General features: G+C 42.1%; 23 protein-coding genes. 20 read left to right on the forward strand and 3 right to left on the reverse strand.

All coding sequences use genetic code 11. The annotated features are described in order from the left end of the window. The first annotated feature begins 6 nt into the window (after positions 1–6). From ACHUFA_RS03995 to gap, 8 genes are all read left to right on the forward strand, one after another. On the forward strand, positions 7–402 hold the full coding sequence (locus tag ACHUFA_RS03995) for a single-stranded DNA-binding protein (protein WP_222347670.1): 396 nt from the start codon (positions 7–9) through the stop codon (positions 400–402). Positions 403–580: 178 nt separating this feature from the next. Continuing rightward, complete coding sequence (groES, locus tag ACHUFA_RS04000; RefSeq protein WP_222347671.1) at positions 581–865, forward strand: co-chaperone GroES; 285 nt, start codon at positions 581–583, stop codon at positions 863–865. 299 nt (positions 866–1,164) lie between these two features. Then, entirely contained in the window at positions 1,165–2,787 is a 1,623-nt protein-coding gene (gene groL, locus ACHUFA_RS04005; protein WP_222347672.1) for a chaperonin GroEL, read from the forward strand. Positions 2,788–2,877: 90 nt separating this feature from the next. After that, positions 2,878–3,924, forward strand: a complete 1,047-nt coding sequence (locus ACHUFA_RS04010) for a zinc-dependent alcohol dehydrogenase family protein (RefSeq protein ID WP_394404987.1) — start codon at positions 2,878–2,880, stop codon at positions 3,922–3,924. 184 nt (positions 3,925–4,108) lie between these two features. Continuing rightward, positions 4,109–4,522, forward strand: coding sequence for a 30S ribosomal protein S12 (gene rpsL, locus ACHUFA_RS04015; protein WP_018379166.1), 414 nt, complete (start codon positions 4,109–4,111; stop codon positions 4,520–4,522). An 18-nt stretch (positions 4,523–4,540) separates the two neighbouring features. Beyond that, positions 4,541–5,011, forward strand: coding sequence for a 30S ribosomal protein S7 (gene rpsG, locus ACHUFA_RS04020; protein WP_222347674.1), 471 nt, complete (start codon positions 4,541–4,543; stop codon positions 5,009–5,011). Between the two features lie 253 nt (positions 5,012–5,264). Further along, a complete protein-coding gene (gene fusA / locus ACHUFA_RS04025; protein WP_222347675.1) occupies positions 5,265–7,343 on the forward strand; it encodes an elongation factor G in 2,079 nt (692 codons plus the stop codon). 251 nt (positions 7,344–7,594) lie between these two features. Next, the gene (gene gap, locus ACHUFA_RS04030) at positions 7,595–8,605 is read left to right on the forward strand and encodes a type I glyceraldehyde-3-phosphate dehydrogenase (protein WP_222347676.1); all 1,011 of its coding nucleotides are present in this window, start codon (positions 7,595–7,597) and stop codon (positions 8,603–8,605) included. A 116-nt stretch (positions 8,606–8,721) separates the two neighbouring features. Here gap and ACHUFA_RS04035 read toward each other — a convergent pair whose 3' ends face one another. Beyond that, the gene (locus ACHUFA_RS04035) at positions 8,722–9,276 is read right to left on the reverse strand and encodes a TetR/AcrR family transcriptional regulator (RefSeq protein ID WP_018380516.1); all 555 of its coding nucleotides are present in this window, start codon (positions 9,274–9,276) and stop codon (positions 8,722–8,724) included. 163 nt (positions 9,277–9,439) lie between these two features. On the opposite strand from ACHUFA_RS04035, the gene ACHUFA_RS04040 reads away from it, so the two are divergent. From ACHUFA_RS04040 to ACHUFA_RS04070, 7 genes are all read left to right on the forward strand, one after another. Continuing rightward, a complete protein-coding gene (locus ACHUFA_RS04040) occupies positions 9,440–11,329 on the forward strand; it encodes a heavy metal translocating P-type ATPase (RefSeq protein WP_394404988.1) in 1,890 nt (629 codons plus the stop codon). A 74-nt stretch (positions 11,330–11,403) separates the two neighbouring features. After that, the gene (locus ACHUFA_RS04045) at positions 11,404–12,600 is read left to right on the forward strand and encodes a phosphoglycerate kinase (protein ID WP_222347678.1); all 1,197 of its coding nucleotides are present in this window, start codon (positions 11,404–11,406) and stop codon (positions 12,598–12,600) included. A 188-nt stretch (positions 12,601–12,788) separates the two neighbouring features. Further along, complete coding sequence (locus ACHUFA_RS04050; protein ID WP_318530354.1) at positions 12,789–12,923, forward strand: hypothetical protein; 135 nt, start codon at positions 12,789–12,791, stop codon at positions 12,921–12,923. 405 nt (positions 12,924–13,328) lie between these two features. Beyond that, on the forward strand, positions 13,329–13,844 hold the full coding sequence (locus ACHUFA_RS04055) for an FUSC family protein (protein ID WP_394404989.1): 516 nt from the start codon (positions 13,329–13,331) through the stop codon (positions 13,842–13,844). A gap of 74 nt (positions 13,845–13,918) precedes the next feature. Then, positions 13,919–14,281 carry a MerR family transcriptional regulator gene (locus ACHUFA_RS04060; protein ID WP_222347680.1) on the forward strand — a complete coding sequence of 121 codons (363 nt, stop codon included), beginning with the start codon at positions 13,919–13,921 and terminating at the stop codon, positions 14,279–14,281. A gap of 27 nt (positions 14,282–14,308) precedes the next feature. Then, positions 14,309–15,655, forward strand: coding sequence for a type I glutamate--ammonia ligase (gene glnA, locus ACHUFA_RS04065; protein WP_222347812.1), 1,347 nt, complete (start codon positions 14,309–14,311; stop codon positions 15,653–15,655). A gap of 146 nt (positions 15,656–15,801) precedes the next feature. Further along, positions 15,802–16,353, forward strand: a complete 552-nt coding sequence (locus ACHUFA_RS04070) for a CHAP domain-containing protein (protein WP_394404990.1) — start codon at positions 15,802–15,804, stop codon at positions 16,351–16,353. A 437-nt stretch (positions 16,354–16,790) separates the two neighbouring features. On the opposite strand, the gene rnjA is transcribed toward ACHUFA_RS04070, so the two are convergent. Together rnjA and ACHUFA_RS04080 are read right to left on the reverse strand one after the other, a co-directional pair. Then, the gene (gene rnjA, locus ACHUFA_RS04075; protein ID WP_222347682.1) at positions 16,791–18,473 is read right to left on the reverse strand and encodes a ribonuclease J1; all 1,683 of its coding nucleotides are present in this window, start codon (positions 18,471–18,473) and stop codon (positions 16,791–16,793) included. 3 nt (positions 18,474–18,476) lie between these two features. Further along, positions 18,477–18,707, reverse strand: a complete 231-nt coding sequence (locus tag ACHUFA_RS04080; protein ID WP_394404991.1) for a DNA-dependent RNA polymerase subunit epsilon — start codon at positions 18,705–18,707, stop codon at positions 18,477–18,479. Positions 18,708–18,984: 277 nt separating this feature from the next. Here ACHUFA_RS04080 and tsaB point away from each other — a divergent pair, with 277 nt between their 5' ends. The 5 genes from tsaB to ACHUFA_RS04105 all read left to right on the forward strand — a co-directional run bounded on the left by tsaB (position 18,985) and on the right by ACHUFA_RS04105 (position 22,206). Beyond that, positions 18,985–19,671 carry a tRNA (adenosine(37)-N6)-threonylcarbamoyltransferase complex dimerization subunit type 1 TsaB gene (tsaB, locus tag ACHUFA_RS04085; protein ID WP_222347684.1) on the forward strand — a complete coding sequence of 229 codons (687 nt, stop codon included), beginning with the start codon at positions 18,985–18,987 and terminating at the stop codon, positions 19,669–19,671. Position 19,672: 1 nt separating this feature from the next. Then, positions 19,673–20,089, forward strand: a complete 417-nt coding sequence (gene rimI / locus ACHUFA_RS04090; RefSeq protein ID WP_222347685.1) for a ribosomal protein S18-alanine N-acetyltransferase — start codon at positions 19,673–19,675, stop codon at positions 20,087–20,089. After that, positions 20,079–21,089 (forward strand): tRNA (adenosine(37)-N6)-threonylcarbamoyltransferase complex transferase subunit TsaD, encoded by a 1,011-nt coding sequence (tsaD, locus tag ACHUFA_RS04095; protein ID WP_222347686.1) that lies wholly within the window; start codon positions 20,079–20,081, stop codon positions 21,087–21,089. Before rimI ends, tsaD begins: the two co-directional genes overlap by 11 nt. Before the next feature lie 129 nt (positions 21,090–21,218). Next, positions 21,219–21,890, forward strand: coding sequence for an AzlC family ABC transporter permease (locus ACHUFA_RS04100; RefSeq protein ID WP_394405049.1), 672 nt, complete (start codon positions 21,219–21,221; stop codon positions 21,888–21,890). Further along, a complete protein-coding gene (locus ACHUFA_RS04105; protein ID WP_394404992.1) occupies positions 21,880–22,206 on the forward strand; it encodes an AzlD domain-containing protein in 327 nt (108 codons plus the stop codon). Before ACHUFA_RS04100 ends, ACHUFA_RS04105 begins: the two co-directional genes overlap by 11 nt. Positions 22,207–22,235 lie beyond the last annotated feature (29 nt).

Genomic DNA, 22,235 nt, shown 5'->3' on the forward strand with positions numbered 1-22,235 from the left:
TGAAAAATGTATAATAAAGTTATTCTAATCGGTCGCTTGACAGCGACGCCCGAAGTGAGCCAGACACCTAACAAGAAAAGTGTAGCGCGTGTAACAGTAGCGGTGAATCGCCGATTCAAGACGGAGAATGGGGAGCGAGAAGCTGATTTTATTAATGTTGTTTTCTGGGGGAAACTGGCAGATACCTTGGCTAGTTATGGTGCAAAAGGTAGCTTGATTTCCTTAGATGGTGAATTGCGGACCCGTAAATATGAAAAAGACGGGCAAACTCGCTATGTGACAGAAGTTTTGGGTTCTAGTTTCCAACTATTAGAAAGTCGAGCTCAGCGAGCCATGCGAGAAAATAATGTGGCAGAAGATTTGGCTGATTTGGTCTTAGAAGAAGAGGAGCTTCCTTTTTAAGACCTAGTTGACACTGTTCGTAAAAAGAGGGATTTTCCTCTTTTTACTTTGGACAAAATTTCTAAAATCGTGATGTATTTCTTGACTATTTTTGACCAAGTGATACAATAAGACATGTAGATTAGCACTCGGTTCATAGGAGTGCTAAAAAGTATGAAAAAATCATTGGAGGAATCTTATGTTAAAACCATTGGGCGACCGTGTGGTCGTGAAATTTGAAGAAGCAGAAGAACAAACAGCGGGAGGCTTTGTCCTTGCAGGTAAGTCACATGAAGCGACAAAAAAAGCAACAGTTGTGGCGATTGGTCAAGGTTTGCGTACATTGAATGGTGAACTAATTACACCTAGTGTGGCAGTTGGTGATGTCGTTTTAGTGGAAAATGGTGCAGGTATCGAAGTCAAAGATGGCGATGAAAAAGTTGCTGTCGTTCGCGAATCAGACATTCTTGCAATTTTAGGATAATTGAGAAAATAAAATCGATTTTCTTTTCTAATGTCTGTCAGTTAATATTATATTAAATTAAACGTATTTTATAGGTGGAAAATCTAGGTTTGATAATTTGCGAACGAAGTGAGCTAAACCAGATATTTTCGCTGTAGTGGGATTATCAGTGGCACGTAAGTGCTACTGATAACGGAATTTTTGAGACCTTAGGCTCAAAAATTAGCAATGGAATTCCGGAGGAAGTCGCTTGCGTCCGCACTGCCTAATAAAATATCAAAAACAAAAATTATATAAATAGTGAGTAAGAGGAAAAACATATGGCAAAAGAAATTAAATTTTCAGCAGATGCTCGCGCAGCTATGGTGCGTGGGGTCGATATTTTAGCGGATACGGTTAAAGTTACCTTGGGCCCTAAAGGTCGTAATGTGGTTTTGGAAAAAGCATTCGGTTCACCACTCATCACTAACGATGGTGTGACTATTGCTAAAGAAATTGAATTGGAAGACCATTTTGAAAACATGGGTGCGAAATTGGTGTCAGAAGTGGCGTCAAAAACCAACGATATTGCTGGTGACGGTACAACTACAGCAACTGTTTTGACCCAAGCTATTGTTCGTGAAGGTCTAAAAAACGTGACAGCTGGTGCTAACCCAATCGGTATCCGTCGTGGGATTGAAACTGCGACAGCAGCAGCTGTTGAAGAATTGAAAGCTATTGCGCAACCTGTTTCTGGTAAAGAAGCTATTGCTCAAGTTGCTGCCGTATCATCCCGTTCTGAAAAAGTTGGTGAGTACATTTCAGAAGCCATGGAGCGCGTGGGTAACGATGGTGTTATCACAATCGAAGAATCACGTGGTATGGAAACGGAACTTGAAGTGGTTGAAGGTATGCAATTTGACCGCGGTTACCTTTCTCAATACATGGTTACTGACAATGAAAAAATGGTGGCTGACCTCGATAATCCATACATCTTGATTACGGACAAGAAAGTGTCAAACATCCAAGATGTCCTTCCATTGTTGGAAGAAATCCTTAAAACCAACCGTCCACTCCTTATCATTGCTGATGATGTAGATGGCGAAGCCCTTCCAACACTTGTGTTGAACAAAATCCGTGGTACTTTCAACGTGGTTGCTGTTAAGGCACCTGGCTTTGGTGATCGTCGTAAAGCCATGCTTGAAGACATTGCTATCTTGACAGGTGGTACTGTTGTGACTGAAGACCTCGGTCTTGACCTTAAAGATGCGACAATGGCTGTGCTTGGTCAAGCCGCTAAAGTAACAGTTGATAAAGACTCAACCGTTATCGTTGAAGGTGCTGGTAGCGCTGATGCGATTGCTAACCGTGTTCACCTCATCAAATCACAAATCGAAACAACAACCTCTGAATTTGACCGTGAAAAATTGCAAGAGCGTCTGGCTAAATTGGCAGGTGGCGTTGCAGTCATCAAGGTCGGTGCAGCAACTGAAACTGAGTTGAAAGAAATGAAACTCCGTATCGAAGATGCCCTTAACGCAACTCGCGCTGCTGTTGAAGAAGGTATCGTAGCAGGTGGCGGTACAGCCCTCGTTAACGTGATTGGCAAAGTAGCTGCGCTTGAATTGGAAGGCGATGAAGCTACAGGACGTAATATTGTCCTCCGTGCCCTTGAAGAACCAGTTCGTCAAATCGCCTATAACGCCGGTTATGAAGGCTCAGTCATCATTGACCGCTTGAAACAATCTGAAGTTGGTACAGGCTTCAACGCTGCCAACGGTGAGTGGGTAGACATGGTTGCCACAGGTATCATTGATCCTGTTAAAGTAACCCGTTCAGCCCTTCAAAATGCAGCTTCAGTAGCAAGTCTCATCTTGACAACAGAAGCTGTCGTAGCTAACAAACCAGAACCAGCTGCCCAACAAATGGCAATGGATCCAGGCATGGGCATGGGTGGTTTCTAAGAGAAATGGGAAAACCGTCTAATAGGCGGTTTTTTGCATGGAACGAAAAATAAAAATGTTATAATATACAAAAAATGTGGAGGTGGAAACATGAAATCAGCAGTTTTTGTCAAATCTGGCCAAGTTGCTATTGAAGAAATTGAAAAACCAAGCATTATTGAGGATGATGATGCCCTTATCCGAGTGGTACGTTCTTGTGTCTGCGGTTCGGACTTGTGGGCTTATCGCGGTGATGATAACAAGGCGGAGCACTCAGCTAACAGTGGCCACGAAATTATCGGCATCGTAGAGGCAGTCGGTGGCGATATCAATACTGTAAAACCAGGCGATTTTGTCATCGCACCTTTTACTCACGGTTGTGGACATTGTGCAGCTTGTCGTGCTGGCTTTGAAGGTGGCTGTCAGGGACATACTTCAGCAACTAATTTTAGTCATGGCTACCAAGCAGAGTATGTGCGCTATACACATGCGGACTGGTCTTTGGTCAAGATTCCAGGTCAGCCGTCTGATTATAGTGAAGGCATGATTAAGTCCTTCCTTGCCTTGGCGGATGTCATGCCAACTGGTTACCATGCGGCGCGTGTGGCTAATGTGCAAGCAGGCGATACAGTGGCTGTAGTTGGTGATGGAGCGGTTGGTTTGTGTGCGGTGATTGCAGCAAAAATGCGTGGAGCAAAACGAATTATCATCATGAGCCGTCACGAAGACCGTCAGAAGTTGGCGCTTGAGTTCGGCGCAACAGATATTGTTGAAGAACGTGGTGAGGAAGGGATTGCCAAGGTTCTTGAATTAACAAATGGTGCAGGCGTGGATGCAGCCTTGGAATGTGTGGGTACTCACCTGTCAACTGAAACAGCTATTAAAATTGCTCGTCCAGGAGCGATCATTGGCCGTGTTGGAGTGCCACATACAGGGGATATCAATGTAGGGGATTATTTCATGACCAATACTATTTTTGCAGGAGGGCCAGCTTCTGTGACAACCTACGACAAATCTGTCCTTCTAAAAGCAGTCCTAGATGGAGAAATCGATCCAGGAAAAGTCTTTACAGGGACTTACAAGTTGGATGATGTCAATCAAGCCTACCAAGATATGCGTGACAGAAAAACCATCAAAGCTATGCTGATAATGGAATAAAATCAAGAAAAAGTCATTGACAAAGAGTGCTGTCTATGCTATTATGATAGACGGTACTTTTTACTTTTGGTCTCTCAAAAGTGTACAGAGACGTGCTGACAATTGTTGCAAAAGTACACACAGATAAAGGCTGTCACCGAGTGCTTTATCAACCAAAAATAAAAATATATACAGGAGAATGTAGATGCCTACAATTAACCAATTGGTTCGCAAACCGCGTAAATCAAAAGTAGAAAAATCTAAATCACCAGCTTTGAACGTTGGTTACAACAGCCGTAAAAAAGTTCAAACAAACGTTTCATCACCACAAAAACGCGGTGTTGCAACTCGTGTCGGAACAATGACACCTAAAAAACCTAACTCAGCCCTTCGTAAATTCGCTCGTGTACGTTTGAGCAACCTTATCGAAGTTACTGCTTACATCCCAGGTATTGGTCACAACTTGCAAGAACACAGCGTGGTATTGCTTCGCGGTGGACGTGTAAAAGACCTTCCGGGGGTACGTTACCATATCGTTCGTGGTGCACTTGATACTGCAGGTGTAACTGATCGTAAACAAGGCCGTTCTAAATACGGTACTAAACGTCCAAAAGGGTAAGAAGGGAGAATTCGTTAAATGAGTCGTAAAAATCAAGCGCCTAAGCGCGAAGTATTGCCAGATCCGTTGTACAACTCAAAATTGGTAACTCGTTTGATTAACCGTCTTATGCTTGATGGTAAACGTGGTACTGCTGCATCAATCGTTTACGGTGCTTTTGAGCAAATCAAAGAAGCTACTGGAACAGATGCTCTTGAAGTATTTGAAACAGCAATGGAAAACATCATGCCTGTACTTGAAGTACGTGCACGTCGTGTCGGTGGTTCTAACTACCAAGTCCCAGTTGAAGTTCGTCCAGAACGTCGTACAACACTTGGCCTTCGTTGGTTGGTAACAATCGCTCGTAACCGTGGTGAGCACACTATGGTTGATCGTCTTGCAAAAGAAATCATGGATGCAGCTAACAACACAGGTGCAGCTGTTAAGAAACGTGAAGATACTCACCGTATGGCTGAAGCAAACCGTGCGTTTGCACACTTCCGCTGGTAATAACAAGATACGAGGGCGTATAAAAAGCACAGTGAAAATAGGAAATACGACGAAGAGTCTGTGGACTCTAGGAGGATTTATCTTTTTTGCCAAGCGTTTAGCCCGAGTTCAGTTAGGCTACAAAACACTGTAGTCTGAACTCTATTCACGTAAAACCGAATATTTATAGAACGGGTAGGTCCTGCCTATCCGTTTTTTATAAATAATGGTATAATAAGAAGTAAACTAAAAATTTTATAGGAGAAATAACCTCATGGCACGCGAATTTTCATTAGAAAAAACTCGTAACATCGGTATCATGGCCCACGTCGATGCCGGTAAAACAACAACAACAGAGCGTATCCTTTACTACACTGGTAAAATTCACAAAATCGGTGAAACTCACGAAGGTGCGTCACAAATGGACTGGATGGAGCAAGAGCAAGAACGTGGTATCACAATCACATCTGCTGCAACAACAGCTCAATGGAAAGATACTCGTGTCAACATTATCGACACACCAGGACACGTGGACTTCACAATCGAGGTACAACGTTCACTCCGCGTTCTTGACGGTGCTGTAACAGTTCTTGACTCACAATCAGGTGTTGAGCCACAAACTGAAACAGTTTGGCGTCAAGCAACTGAGTACGGTGTTCCACGTATCGTTTTTGCCAACAAAATGGATAAAATCGGTGCTGACTTCCTTTACTCAGTATCAACTCTTCATGATCGTTTGCAAGCAAATGCTCACCCAATTCAATTGCCAATCGGTTCAGAAGATGATTTCCGTGGTATCATTGACTTGATCAAAATGAAAGCTGAAATCTATACTAACGACCTTGGTACAGATATTCTTGAAGAAGACATCCCAGCTGAATACCTTGAACAAGCTGAAGAATACCGTGAAAAATTGATCGAAGCAGTTGCTGAAACTGATGAAGATTTGATGATGAAATACCTTGAAGGTGAAGAAATCACTAACGAAGAATTGATGGCTGGTATCCGTAAAGCTACAATCAACGTTGAATTCTTCCCTGTATTGTGTGGTTCAGCCTTCAAAAACAAAGGTGTTCAATTGATGCTTGATGCAGTTCTTGACTACTTGCCAAGCCCACTTGACATCCCTGCAATCAAAGGTGTTAACCCAGATACAGACGCTGAAGAAACTCGTCCAGCATCTGATGAAGAGCCATTTGCAGCCCTTGCCTTCAAGATCATGACTGACCCATTCGTAGGTCGTTTGACATTCTTCCGTGTGTACTCAGGTGTTCTTAACTCAGGTTCATACGTATTGAATACTTCTAAAGGTAAACGCGAACGTATCGGACGTATCCTTCAAATGCACGCTAACACTCGTAAAGAGATTGAAACAGTTTACGCTGGTGATATCGCTGCTGCGGTTGGTTTGAAAGATACAACTACTGGTGATTCATTGACTGATGAAAAAGCTAAAGTTATTCTTGAGTCAATCGAAGTTCCAGAACCAGTTATCCAATTGATGGTTGAGCCAAAATCTAAAGCTGACCAAGACAAGATGGGTATTGCCCTTCAAAAACTTGCTGAAGAAGATCCAACATTCCGCGTTGAAACAAACGTTGAAACTGGTGAAACAGTTATCTCTGGTATGGGTGAGTTGCACTTGGATGTCCTTGTTGACCGTATGCGTCGTGAATTCAAGGTTGAAGCGAACGTAGGTGCTCCTCAAGTATCATACCGTGAAACATTCCGTGCTTCAACTCAGGCTCGTGGTTTCTTCAAACGCCAATCTGGTGGTAAAGGTCAATTCGGTGACGTTTGGATCGAATTTACTCCAAATGAAGAAGGTAAAGGTTTCGAATTCGAAAACGCAATCGTCGGTGGTGTGGTTCCACGTGAATTCATCCCAGCGGTTGAAAAAGGTTTGGTAGAATCAATGGCTAACGGTGTCCTTGCTGGTTACCCAATCGTTGACGTTAAAGCTAAACTTTACGATGGTTCATACCACGATGTCGATTCATCTGAAACAGCCTTCAAAGTGGCAGCATCTCTTGCCCTTAAAGAAGCAGCTAAATCAGCACAACCAGCTATCCTTGAGCCGATGATGTTGGTGACAATCACAGCTCCAGAAGACAACCTTGGTGACGTTATGGGTCACGTGACTGCTCGTCGTGGTCGTGTTGACGGTATGGAAGCTCGTGGTAACACTCAAATCGTACGTGCTTACGTACCACTTGCTGAAATGTTCGGTTACGCAACAGTTCTTCGTTCAGCAACTCAAGGTCGCGGTACTTTCATGATGGTATTTGACCACTACGAAGATGTACCAAAATCTGTACAAGATGAAATCATCAAGAAAAATGGTGGGCAATAATTCTTGTCCCTAGGCACCGCAAGGTGCCTTTTCTTATGTGAAAATCCTATTTGCAGAGCATGAAAACATTGTGAAAAGTTTTTCAATGTTTTGAGTCAAAGTCTTGCAATTTATGAAGAATCAGTATATAATAGAAATGTTGAAAAGCGATTTATCAGTTTACAAACTGACAAGTTAATTTTTTCACAATTGGTTAAAAGGCTTGCCTTTTAAAAATAAAACATGCGATTTTCATAAGGAGGAAATCATAAATGGTAGTTAAAGTTGGTATTAACGGTTTCGGTCGTATCGGTCGTCTTGCTTTCCGTCGTATCCAAAACGTTGAAGGTGTTGAAGTTACTCGCATCAACGACCTTACAGATCCAGCAATGCTTGCACACTTGTTGAAATACGACACAACTCAAGGTCGTTTCGACGGTACTGTTGAAGTTAAAGATGGTGGTTTTGAAGTTAACGGTAAATTCGTTAAAGTTTCTGCTGAACGCGAACCAGGAAACATCGACTGGGCTAACGATGGCGTAGAAATCGTTCTTGAAGCAACTGGTTTCTTCACATCTAAAGAAAAAGCTGAACAACATATCCACGCTAACGGTGCGAAAAAAGTTGTTATCACAGCTCCTGGTGGAAACGATGTTAAAACAATCGTATTCAACACTAACCATGACATTCTTGATGGTACTGAAACAGTTATCTCAGGTGCTTCATGTACTACAAACTGCTTGGCTCCAATGGCTAAAGCTCTTCAAGACAACTTTGGTGTTAAACAAGGTTTGATGACTACAATCCACGGTTACACTGGTGACCAAATGGTTCTTGACGGACCACACCGTGGTGGTGACCTTCGTCGTGCTCGTGCAGCTGCAGCAAACATTGTACCTAACTCAACAGGTGCTGCTAAAGCCATCGGTCTTGTAATCCCAGAATTGAACGGTAAACTTGACGGTGCTGCCCAACGTGTTCCAGTTCCAACAGGTTCTGTAACTGAATTGGTTGCTACTCTTGAAAAAGAAGTAACAGTTGAAGAAATCAACGCAGCTATGAAAGCAGCAGCTAACGAATCATACGGTTACACTGAAGACGCTATCGTATCTTCAGATATCGTAGGTATCTCATTTGGTTCATTGTTTGACGCTACTCAAACTAAAGTTCAAACAGTTGACGGTAACCAATTGGTTAAAGTTGTTTCATGGTACGACAACGAAATGTCATACACTTCACAACTTGTTCGTACTCTTGAGTACTTCGCAAAAATCGCTAAATAATTCACTGATTTAGTGAAAGAAAAGAGCCTTTGGGTTCTTTTCTTTTTTATGAATGATAAAAAACTCACAGGCTTTTAGAGCAATCTGTGAGTTTTGTGTTTTATGGGATAGAGATATTAGATTAATTCTAAGAAGAATTGACTCATTTCCTCGGTAGACTTTTCAGGAGCATCTCGAAGCCACCAGCTGAGACAGGTGATAAATGTGGAGATGATATGCTGCTGTAGCAACAAGGGTGGCAATTGGCTTCCTTTGAAAAAGTAATCTTTTACTGCGGGAGACAGATGTTGGGCTAGTTGTTCGCGTAAATTACGACGGAAATAATCATCGTTTAAGCGAAATAGAGTTAGGACTTTGTCATCGTTTTGTTTAAAGTGGTAGAAGAGGTGCGCAACCCGATCTGCTAAGGAATCCTCGAAATTTTTAGTATTATTTTCATCTAAGCGGTGTTCAGCATAAGAAGCTGTCACGAAGACATGATCAAATAGATGCTGACAAACAGCCGTTAAAAGATCATCTTTGCTTGTAAAATGGCTGTAGAAGGTGCTTCGACCAATATTAGCCTTCTCAATAATATCCCCTACGCTAATTTGTTGGAAGGTGCTTTCATTAAGTAAGTCAAAAAAAGCTTCAAAAATGGCTTCCTTTGTTTTTATGATTCGTTTATCCATTATTCTCCTCTAGACAATTTTAATAAAATGTTCAGTAACTGACAAATCGGCTAAATTGTTTCTGTTTTTACCGATAAAAATCTGTCATACTATTATTGTAAAAGAGATTTTATAATATTTCAAGGACTAGGTTTTATCTTAAAATTGTTAGAAAATACTTAGTTTGAAGGTAAGAGAAATGATGTCAGAAACGAAGAAAAGTATCATCATCACAGCGTCTTGTGCTCTGTTGATTGTGTTGGGGTTGGTTAGTACATTTTGGCATCAACCAACGGTAGAGAGTGTTTTATTTATTGCTGCGTTCTTGGTGGGGGGGTATAAGTCTGCCAAAGAAGGTTTTGAAGAATTGTTCTTTGAAAAGCATTTGAATGTTGATATTTTGATGGTACTAGCTGCTTTGGGGGCGGGGATCATTGGCTATTGGTTGGAAGGGGCTTTGTTAATCTTTATCTTCTCACTTTCTTCTACGTTGGAAGTTTTGGCCATGGCAAAAAGCACGGAGGCGATTTCGTCATTGATGGCAATGACGCCAGATGAAGCGCGTCTGCTAACAGAAGACGGCACGATTCAAGTAGTTGCTACGGCAGATTTAAAAGTTGGAGATCGGATACAAGTTTTGAAAGGGCAGTCTGTTCCGATTGATGGTAGCTTGCTATCTGGGCAAGCTTTGCTAGACGAATCCATGGTAACGGGCGAACCGCTTCCAGCAGAGAAAAAAGAAGGTGAAACGGTTATCGGTGGAACGATTAACCAAGGTGAAACCATTGAATTGCAGGTTTTGGTTGAAAACGACAATACCCTATTTGCTAAAATTGTGAATATGGTAGAAGAAGCGCAAGAGTGCAATAGTAAGACAACGACCTTTATTGAAAAATTAGAAAATGGTTATGTGAAGGGTGTTTTAATTCTTGTACCAAGCTTTATTCTCTTTTCCTATTTTGTATTGGGCTGGCCGATTCAAGATGCTTTCTACCGCGGAATGATTTTGTTGACAGTAGCTTCTCCGTGTGCTCTGTTGGCTTCTAGTACGCCAGCTAGTTTGTCTGCTATTAGCCGTGCAGCCCGTATGGGGATGATTTTAAAAGGTGGCGATACTGCGGATAATTTGGCTGGTTTGAAAGCAATTGTTTTTGATAAGACAGGGACTTTGACAATTGGAAAACCAAGTGTTACTTCTATGTATGTAACTCCGATGGCAATTGTTGAGGAACTTGCAGCTGTCGTGGTTTCTGCTGAAAGTAAGACAAGTCATCCAATTGCACAGGCTTTATTAGATCACTATCCAGAACAAGCAGTGATTGAATTAGACCAAATGGCAGATGTGACAGGTAAAGGTTTTGAAACGGCTTCTTATGGTAAAATTTGGCGAATTGGTAAGAAAGATTTTATTTTAGAAAACTTAGAAGAAGCGATGGCAGTGGATGCTGTTCAATTTATGGACGAGCATGAAGCTAGGGGGCAAACCTTGGTATTTGTGAGCGCAAATGGCTATCTGCAAGCTATTTATGCCTTGGCAGATCAAGTTCGCGAAGAAAGTAAGCAAGTCCTGACTGAATTGCACAAAATCGGAATTGTCACCATTATGCTGACAGGAGACCAAGAAAAAACAGCTCAATCGATTGCTAAAGAAGTGGGAATTGATCGAATTGTAGCAAATAGTTTACCAACTGATAAAGCCAAATATATCGCAGAGTTTCAAAAGGAGTATGGTTCTGTCGGAATGGTAGGGGATGGAATCAACGATGCTCCTGCCTTAGCACTGGCCAATGTTGGCTTTGCAGTAGCTTCTGGTACAGATATTGCCATGGAAAGTGCGGATGTCGTTTTAGTTGAGGACTTGACTCGCTTGCCATTTGCGATTGGTCTTTCTAAAAAAATGCGTCTTATTGTGATGGAAAATATCGTGTTTGCTCTACTTGTGATTGCTAGTTTGATTGTGAGCAACTTATTCCAACGAATCAATTTACCATTGGGAGTTGTTGGACATGAAGGTTCCACTATTTTAGTTATTTTGAACGGCCTTCGTCTTCTTCGTTACAAAAATCACAAGTAAAAACGGTTTCTTTAGAAGAATAGGCAAAAATATGGTATAATGAAGAGTATAAAAATAATAAGGAGTCTTTTCTAATGGCTAAATTGACTGTTAAAGACGTTGATTTGAAAGGTAAAAAAGTTCTCGTTCGTGTGGACTTCAACGTACCTTTGAAAGATGGCGTTATCACTAACGACAACCGTATCTCAGCTGCCCTTCCAACAATTAAATACATTGTTGAACAAGGTGGACGTGCTATCCTTTTCTCTCACCTTGGACGTGTGAAAGAAGAAGCTGATAAAGCTGGTAAATCTTTGGCACCAGTTGCTGCTGACTTGTCAGCTAAATTGGGTCAAGAAGTTGTTTTCCCAGGTGTTACTCGTGGTGCTGAATTGGAAGCTGCTATCGACGCCCTTGAAGATGGACAAGTTCTTTTGGTTGAAAACACTCGTTTTGAAGATGTTGACGGCAAAAAAGAATCTAAAAATGATGAAGAACTTGGTAAATACTGGGCTTCACTTGGTGATGGTATCTTCGTAAACGATGCATTCGGTACAGCTCACCGTGCTCACGCTTCAAACGTTGGTATCTCTGCAAACGTTGAAAAAGCGGTTGCTGGTTTCCTTTTGGAAAACGAAATTGCTTACATCCAAGAAGCTGTTGAAACTCCAGAACGTCCATTCGTAGCAATTCTTGGTGGTTCAAAAGTTTCAGATAAAATCGGTGTTATCGAAAACCTTCTTGAAAAAGCTGATAAAGTTCTTATCGGTGGTGGTATGACTTACACATTCTTCAAAGCTCAAGGTATCGAAATCGGTAACTCATTGGTTGAAGAAGACAAACTTGAAGTTGCTAAATCACTTCTTGAAAAAGCTAACGGTAAATTGATCTTGCCAGTTGACTCTAAAGAAGCTAACGCATTTGCTGACTACACGGAAGTTAAAGATACTGAAGGTGAAGCAGTTGACCCAGGTTTCCTTGGTTTGGATATCGGTCCTAAATCAATCGCTAAATTTGACGAAGCTCTTACAGGCGCTAAAACAGTTGTATGGAACGGACCAATGGGTGTATTTGAAAACCCTGACTTCCAAGCTGGTACAATCGGTGTAATGGACGCTATCGTGAAACAACCAGACGTTAAATCCATCATCGGTGGTGGTGACTCAGCAGCAGCAGCAATCAACCTTGGCCGCGCTGAGAAATTCTCATGGATTTCTACAGGTGGTGGAGCATCAATGGAATTGCTAGAGGGTAAAGTATTACCTGGTCTTGCAGCACTTACTGAAAAATAGGCGGTGAGTCAGAAATCTTTGATTTCGTTGACGCACCCCCCGCAAGGCTGATTAGATTGGTCATGAGCGAAGCGAAATGAACCATCAATCAGCTACTGCGTCTTTATAGAAGGCTAGAAAAAGCACCGCAAGGTGTTTTTTCTGTGCATCGAGTAGCACTGCTGCGAAGCGTCACGTGCTAGAAAGATATGGCAATATTTATAGATATTATAAAAGAAATTGGGCGTTGGGGTAACTATCATGTAGGAATATTTGCTGGTATATATCTGATTTTGTATCTTCCAGCTGTCAGATTTGCAGTGGAAAAACTTTTGCCCTTTTAAAAGTCTATTCATATTGTAATGATTGTGACTTTTTGTTTTTCGTTAGCTGTTATGTGGAGGTATTATCTGCAAACTCTGATGATACTGCTTGTAATCTTTTCATTTGGTTTCATTTTTCTTCCGTTCTTTATCAGTAAATTTATGGAAGAGAGATAGAATGACTCTTATAGGTGCCCTGTTGAATCTTGCTATGTTAAGTCCTTGCTTTTATGATTGGAGAAGGTATCGTTAGTCTGGGGAAAAACTAGACGCCAATGGAGCTGGTAGTCTTATTTATATTAATCAATACTTACGTTGGTCTGCATCGCTAGCGATTGTTATTTTTTATTTTGGACAAATGATTTACTTGGCTTATCTTTTGAGAAAAATGCCGAAGAGATGTTGATTTTATGTTACAATAGGCATATGTTAAGAAAATATCGTTTTGACCCCCAAAATTTTAAGTTGGGCATGCGTACATTTAAGACAGGACTGGCAGTTTTTTTGCTTGCCCTTGTTTTTGGTGTCTTGAAGGTGGACGGCTTACAGATTGCGGCCTTGTCTGCTGTATTTAGCCTGCGAGAAGATTTTGATAAGAGTATTCATTTTGGTTCATCGCGGGTCTTGAGTAACTCGATTGGTGGATTTTATGCGCTCTTGTATTTTCTTTTACAGGATTGGTTTCCTGGACAGTATTGGGTAACCTTGATTTTCATTCCTATTTTTACTATGTTGACTATTATGACCAATGTCGCCATGAACAATAAAGCAGGAATTATCAGTGGTGTAGCGACTATGCTGATTATTGCCCTTTCAATTCCGGCAGGGCACTCTGTGTTCTATGCAATTAGTAGGGTTTTTGAAACCTTTATCGGCGTTTTTGTAGCGATTTTGGTCAATTCAGATATTGATCGTTTAAGAAAGCGACTAAAATCCGGATGATGTTAGAAGTTCTAACATAAAACCTTGACGACAGTAAAATAATCCAATATAATGGTATTCAGAAAGGAGCTCTCGTGAGAGAAAAAGAATTACGACGTTCATTATCGGTCTTTCCTATCGGCTCAGTTATGAAATTGACAGACTTAACAGCGCGTCAAATTCGTTATTATGAAGAGCAGGGATTGATTCAACCTGATCGAAATGAAGGCAATCGTCGCATGTATTCGTTGAATGACATGGATCGATTGTTGGAAATCAAGGACTACATCGCGGATGGCTATAATATTGCAGCTATTAAGCGAGAATACGAGGCTAAAGAGTTGGCTCGTAAGCAGACCTTGTCTGACAGCCAGGTGCGTCAAATCTTACACGATGAGCTGACAAAGGTGGGTGGCTTTACGACCTCGCCTAGTGGTTTTAACTCGTTTCGTTTTTAAGAAATGGCAATGACAAAGGAGAAAGAAATGCCGATTACAGCTGCTGACATTCGTCGCGAAGTCAAAGAAAAAAATGTTACTTTTTTGCGTTTGATGTTCTCAGACATCTTGGGTATCATGAAAAACGTTGAAATTCCTGCTACAGAAGAGCAGTTGGAAAAAGTTTTGTCTAATAAAGCTATGTTTGACGGTTCTTCTATTGAAGGGTTTGTACGTATCAACGAATCTGACATGTATCTCTATCCAGACTTGGATACTTGGACAGTTTTCCCTTGGGGCGATGAAAATGGTGCTGTCGCTGGCTTGATCTGTGATATTTATACTGCTGAAGGCGAACCATTTGCAGGGGATCCTCGTGGAAATCTGAAAAAAGCTCTTCGTCATATGGAGAAAGTTGGGTATAAATCTTTCAACTTAGGTCCAGAACCAGAATTTTTCCTCTTTAAGTTGGATGAAAATGGGAACCCAACACTTGAAGTAAATGATAAGGGTGGCTACTTTGATTTGGCGCCAACGGACTTGGCCGATAATACTCGCCGTGAAATCGTAAATGTCTTGACTCAAATGGGCTTTGAAGTAGAGGCGAGTCACCATGAAGTGGCTGTTGGTCAGCATGAAATTGACTTTAAATACGCCGATGTCTTGAAGGCTTGTGATAATATCCAAATCTTCAAATTAGTTGTCAAAACAATTGCCCGTAAACACGGACTCTACGCAACCTTTATGGCTAAGCCTAAGTACGGAATTGCAGGTAGCGGTATGCACTGCAATATGTCTCTTTTCAATGATAAGGGTGAAAATGCCTTCTTTGATCCTCAAGATCCACGAGGTATGCAGTTATCTCAAGATGCCTACTACTTCCTTGGTGGTCTCATGAAGCATGCTTACAATTATACAGCTATCATCAACCCGACTGTTAACTCTTACAAGCGTTTGGTACCAGGTTATGAAGCACCTGTTTATATTGCTTGGGCTAGTCGCAACCGTTCTCCATTGATTCGCGTACCTGCTTCTCGTGGAATGGGGACTCGTTTGGAATTGCGTTCGGTAGATCCAATGGCAAATCCTTATTTGGCCTTGGCCGTTCTCTTGGAAGCTGGTCTTGATGGTATTGAAAATAAAATTGAAGCACCAGCACCAGTAGAAACCAATATCTATGCAATGTCAGCGGAAGAGCGCAAAGAAGCAGGAATTATTGATTTGCCATCTACTCTTCACAATGCTCTTAAGGCTCTTCAAGAAGATGAAGTGGTCAAAGATGCGCTTGGAAATCACATTTACACAAACTTTATCGAAGCTAAACGTATTGAGTGGGCAAGCTATGCAACCTTTGTTTCTCAATGGGAAATCGATAACTACTTGGATGTCTATTAAACAGCCAACCTCGGGAGACCGAGGTTTTTTGCATGGAAGTTTGAGTCTTTAAATCATAAGCTAATTGTAACATTTGTAATAATTCTCTTACTTGTCTGTCATAAAAAGACGGTATTCTATAGTCTGTTGAAATGAGAGGTACATTTGTGTTACAAAAGAAATATCAATTTCTGTTAGGTTTGGCAACTCTGTTGGCACTATTTATGTGGATTCCAGAAGCGCAAGCAGCAACAAAACCAGCAGATATGACAAAAAATTTAGTGGTAAATGTGGCGAAGACATCATCAAGCATATCCGCTAAAGTGGTGGCAAAAAGCAAGACCATGAAAGAAGAAAAAATGGTCGTAGAGCTAACTCCAAATACCTATGCTGTTGGTCAATGCACCTGGGGCGCCAAAGAATTGGCACCTTGGGTAGGCAATAACTGGGGGAATGCCAATGATTGGGCAGTCAGCGCAGCTGCAGCTGGTTTCAAAGTTGGAGAGACTCCAAAACTTGGTGCTGTTATGGTCTGGTCAGATGGAGCTTACGGTCATGTGGCAGTAGTCACAGAAGTTGCGGCCGATGGCATGATTCAAGTGGAGGAAGCTAACTATGCTGGAAATCCGGCAATTGGCAACTATCGTGGCGTTTTTGACCCAAGTACAGAGTCAAGTAGCGCAGTAGTTTCTTACATTTACCCACCTAATACTAAATAAGGCAAGAGAGGCTGGATATCAAGTTCAGTCTTTTTTATATTTCTCTGTCATCATAGTAGAATAGGTGCAAGGGTAGTAAAAGGGAGCTTTCACGTGATGAATACCTTACTTGTGGGAAATTCTTACACAATCTGTGGATAACAGCCCCTTTTTATCGATTTTTTCCACAGGCATTAACAATCATTATTGTTTTTATCTTAATGTTTTACACAGCTCTTAGGTATTGCTATAGGAGACGGGATATGAAATAGAATTTTCTTTAGGAATGTTTCTTTTTTTGGGGGAAAGGATGTGCTGTGGAGCATCTAGCATCTGACGGTGTGTATGTTGGGACTGCTGGAAGAAATTTGATCAACTTAATGGATACTTTTTTTAGTAAAGTTGTTGGTAAACTTGATTGAGAGTAGAACAAAAGCTAGCTTGTGGGCTAGCTTTTGTTAATCTTCATCTGGTGTGAGAATCATTGGGATAATGATTGGTTCACGTTCAGTTTTTTCGTATAAGAATGGTCGAAGTGCGTTGACGACAGCGCCATTGACGGTTTGGATATTGGCTTCTTTATTCTTCAAGGCGATACGGATAGCGTTGAAGAGAATGCGTTGGCTTTCACGAATGAGATCTCCAGACTCGCGCATATAGATGAAACCACGGCTAAGAATATCGGGACCTGCTAAAATCATTTGTGTTTTGAAATCAACAGTTGCGACAGCGAGTACGACACCGTCTTCGGACAGGTCGCGACGGTCTTTGAGGACTGCTGCACCGATTTCTCCGATACGATTGCCATCCACATAGATATCTTGTGCGTTGAAATGTCCAGAAATACGGGCTGAATCTTTTGTCAAGGCGAGGACATCACCGTTTTCCATGATAAAGATATTTTCTTTTGGAACACCAGTATCAACAGCCAAGCCGGCATGAATCTTCTGCATACGGTATTCACCGTGGACAGGCATGAAATATTTGGGTTTAATTAAGCGGAGCATGAGTTTTTGCTCTTGTTGGCCACCGTGTCCAGATGTGTGGATATTGTTGACCTTGCCGTGGATGACTTCAACACCAGCTTCAATCAAGATATTGATGAGTTTGTTAACGCCTGTCGTATTTCCAGGGATTGGGCTTGATGAGAAGATAACCGTGTCGCCTGGTTGCAATTGTACTTGGCGATGGGTTCCGTGAGCAATGCGTGATAGAGCAGCCATTGGCTCGCCCTGGCTACCTGTACAGAGAATCAAGATTTCACCGGCAGGATATTCCTTGATTTCATTGGCTTCGATAAAGGTTCCTTCGGGTGCTTTGATGTAGCCAAGCTCGATACCGTTGACAATAGCTTTTTCCATGGAACGTCCGAAAACGGCAATCTTGCGACCAGTTCGGACAGCCGCCTCAACAGCTTGTTGGAGACGGAAAATATTAGAGGCAAAGGAGGCGAAAATAATACGTCCATGAATGCCTTCGATAATTTTCATGATAGACTGGCCGACAATTTTTTCTGAATTGGTGAAGGTTGGGATTTCTGCGTTGGTTGAGTCTGATAGGAGGCAGAGAACGCCTTCTTCCCCAAGTGCAGCCATACGGTGCAAATCAGCGGGTTCACCAACTGGTGTAAAGTCAAACTTAAAGTCTCCGGTACAAACGATTTTACCTTGAGGTGTGTCGATGACAATGCCCAGGGGTTCTGGAATAGAGTGAGTTGTGCGGAAGAAGCTGACTTTCAGATTTTTGAAGGTTAGAATAGTATTCTGGTTAATTTCGTGTAGGCTTGCATCGCGCAAGAGTCCGTGTTCTTCCAATTTTCCGCGAATGAGGGCTAGAGCAAGTGGTCCAGCATAAATTGGAATATTAGCTTGTTTGAGGAGGAAAGGAATGCCCCCGATATGGTCTTCGTGACCGTGGGTGATGACAAGACCTTTGACACGGTCAATATTTTCAACGATGTAAGAGTAGTCTGGGATAACATAGTCAATCCCGAGCAGATCATCTTCAGGGAACTTGATACCAGCATCGACGATGATAATCTCGTCCTGGTATTCGATACCGTAGGTGTTCTTCCCGATTTCTCCCAAACCACCGATGGCGTAAACGCCAACTTCTTGAGGTTTTAGATTGATAGATGACATGGATTAGAACTCCGTAAGTTTGAAATCTGCGTGAGTTTTTTCGTACTCGAGATGGTTTTCAGAGAGCAATTCGATAAATTCGATGTTGTAGCTTGTGTTTTCTTCAACCAATTGGCGGGAGATGATGCGGCCTTCCAATTCAGAAGCGGCTTCAACTTCCAAGTACAGAGATAAGGTTTGTTCACGACGTGGAGAGCGTTCTTTAGTTTCTTGATAAAATACTTTATAAATCATAGTTTTCCTTTCTGTTGCAACGATTGTCCCGAAAAATGCCAGATAGGCAGGCTAGCTGGTGAATGTGTATGTAATTTTTCGAGTAATGGTAATATTTTTTGAACGTAGCAATTATGTTTATTATATCATAAATGAGGGACATGTAAAAAGAATTGGCAGGGAAAATGTAAAATTAAAGTATTTTCACGAACGTTTTCAGATGAGGAAAAGTTCATGATTTGAAAAAAAGTCTCAGATAGCTTACAATAGGGTGTAAGTGAAAAGAAAGTGAAGCATCATGAAATTATTAGCCTTTGACACCTCCGGTAACGCTCTTTCGGTTGCCATTTTGGAGGGAAAAAAATTGCTGGCCGAAACGACGGTCAATATTAAGAAAAATCACAGTATTAGTCTTATGCCCACCATTGATTTTCTGATGGAGCAGGTAGGATGGACACCAAAAGATTTGGAACGTATTGTTGTTTCTGAAGGTCCGGGATCCTATACTGGTTTGCGCGTGGCAGTGGCGACAGCTAAGACGCTGGCTTATGCCCTTAAGATTGATTTGGTCGGTGTATCTAGTTTATACGCCTTGACCCAAGTAGGTTTCGACGGCTTGGCGGTACCCCTCATGGATGCGCGCCGTAACAATGTTTATGTTGGTTTTTATGAAAATGGCAGAGCTGTGGAGCCAGACCGTCATGCTAGCTTTGCAGAGGTTCTGGAGCAACTACAAGGTCAGGAAAATCTGGCCTTTGTAGGTGAAGTAGAAGCCTTTCGTAGTCAAATTCAAGAAGCTCTTCCTCAGGCACAAATCATTCCAAGCCTGCCATCAGCACAGTGGATTGGTCTTTTGGGACAGAACTTACCAGCTGTACATGTGGATGCTTTTGTGCCCCAGTACCTAAAACGGGTGGAAGCTGAGGAAAACTGGCTGAAGACCAACGCTGAGACCAATGTGGCGGACTACATCAAGCGAGTGTGATATGGCAGAACAAGTACTAGTAGAGGCTGTTTTTGAGGTTTTATCAGATGTTTATCCGACATCGCCTTGGACAAAAGAACAGATTGCTGCGGATATGGACCAGCCTCAGACCGGCTATTACTTTGTGGAGGTTGCTGAAGAAATAGTTGGATTTTTAGCCATTCAAGACCTAGCTGGTGAGTTGGAAATAACCAATATTGCTGTGAAAAAAAACTATCAGGGACAAGGACTTGCTGGTAAACTCTTGGACAACTTAGAGGACAGACCAGGGCCCATTTTTCTTGAAGTAAGAGAAAACAATCTACCAGCACGGGCCTTGTATGAGAAATACGGTTTTGAGCAGATTGGTTTGCGCAAGAATTATTATCATGAACCGCTAGAAAATGCGGTCATCATGGAGAGAAGAAATGATAGATAGATATATTTTAGCCATTGAGTCGTCGTGTGACGAGACCAGTGTGGCTATTTTGAAGAATGAAACAGAACTTTTGACCAATATTATTGCTAGTCAGGTAGAAAGTCACAAGCGTTTTGGTGGGGTGGTGCCAGAAGTGGCGAGTCGTCACCATGTCGAGGTTATTACGACCTGTATAGAAGATGCCTTTCAGGAAGCGGGTCTTGTGGCAGAGGATTTAGATGCTGTAGCTGTCACTTATGGTCCAGGTTTAGTTGGTGCTCTTTTGGTGGGTATGGCGGCCGCTAAAGCTTTTGCTTGGGCGCATGGCTTGCCTCTTATTCCCGTTAACCATATGGCAGGACATCTGATGGCGGCGCGTGAGGTCAAAGAATTGCAGTATCCGCTCATGGCACTTTTGGTGTCTGGTGGGCATACGGAATTGGTTTATGTGAGTGAACCTGGTCACTACGAGATTGTTGGAGAAACCCGTGATGATGCAGTTGGTGAGGCCTACGACAAGGTTGGACGTGTTATGGGCTTGACCTATCCAGCAGGACGAAAGATTGATCAGCTAGCGCATCAAGGACAAGATGTTTACAATTTCCCGCGTGCTATGATCAAGGAAGACCACTTAGAATTTTCCTTCTCTGGTCTCAAATCAGCCTTTATCAATTTGCACCACAATGCGGAGCAAAAAGGCGAGGAGTTGGTGATTGAGGATTTGTGTGCTTCTTTCCAAGCAGCGGTCATGGATATTTTATTGGCTAAAACTAAAAAAGCACTGGAAAAATATCCTGTTAACCAGCTGATTGTGGCGGGAGGTGTCGCAGCCAATCAAGGACTACGTGAGCGTTTGGCAGAAGAACTGGCAGATATGGATGTGGTCATTCCGCCACTTCGTCTTTGTGGGGACAATGCAGGGATGATTGCTTTAGCTGCAGCGGTTGAGTTTGACAAGGGAAATGTTGCAGATTTGTCGCTCAATGCCAAGCCAAGTCTAGCTTTTGAGACAATAGATTAGAAGAGGTTTTCAGCCTCTTTTTCTTTTTTGAGAATTTTCTGAAAATACCTTGACGAAGTCTACAATCTAACCTATACTATAAAGTACATGATTGGAGGAGACTTTGTGAAGAAATCATTTGTTCAAGGAATGCAGGATGCTATTCCAGTAGGACTAGGCTATGTTTCGATTGGTCTGGCTTTTGGGATTGTGGCAGCTGGTAGTGGCTGGTCTTGGTGGGAGGTCGCCCTTTCTAGTATTTTTGTCTATGCAGGTTCGGCGCAGTTTGCTCTTGTATCCCTCTTATTGACAGGGGATTCGCTTCTGGCTATTGCTATGACAGTCTTTCTAATCAATTTGCGCAACATGCTCATGAGTTTGCATGCGACAACTTTTTTCAAAAAAGCTCCGCTGTGGGAAGGAATGCTGATTGGAACGCTGATTACGGATGAATCTTACGGCGTTCTCATGGGCGAAGCGGTCCATAATGACCATATTGCAACCAACTGGATGCATGGAAATAACGTTTTTTCTTATCTTTCTTGGATTCTTGCTACGGTTACGGGTGCTTTGCTGGGAGCTATGATCCCTAATCCAAGTAGTTTTGGTTTGGACTATGCCTTGGTTGGGATGTTTATTGGGATTTTTATCGGACAATGGGAAGCGATGGCGGTGTCGGAGTCGGTCAAGAAATTGCTGATCATCTTGTTGGCAGTGACCGTATCTTTCTTTGCAGCGCTGTTAATGGTATCGCAGGCAGCTGCAGTCTTGATTGCCACTCTATGTGGTTGTGCAGTGGGGGTGGTTTTAGATGGAAACTAGTTATCTTTTATGGGCAATCGGTCTGGCCTTTTTGGTGACTTGGGTACCTCGTGTCTTTCCTTTTATTTTGGTCAAGTATAGCAGTCTTCCTAAAATTGTGGAGCGCTTGCTCAAGTATCTGCCGATTACAATTATCTTTGCCCTAACTCTGTCTAGTCTAGTTTCTAAGGAAAAAGCAACAATGTTTCCAACCTTTTTATGGTTAGAGATTGTGGCCAGTATTCCGACCTTTTGGATAGCTTATCGTTACAAAAATCTTCTTTGGACAGTTGTGGTAGGGATTGTCATTATTGCAGTTTTACGAATTGTAGTTTAATCGTGAACAAGAAGCTGAGAGTGTTCAGC

It is taken from the genome of Streptococcus hepaticus, from assembly GCF_043656315.1.
Taxonomy (GTDB): Bacteria; Bacillota; Bacilli; order Lactobacillales; family Streptococcaceae; genus Streptococcus; species Streptococcus hepaticus.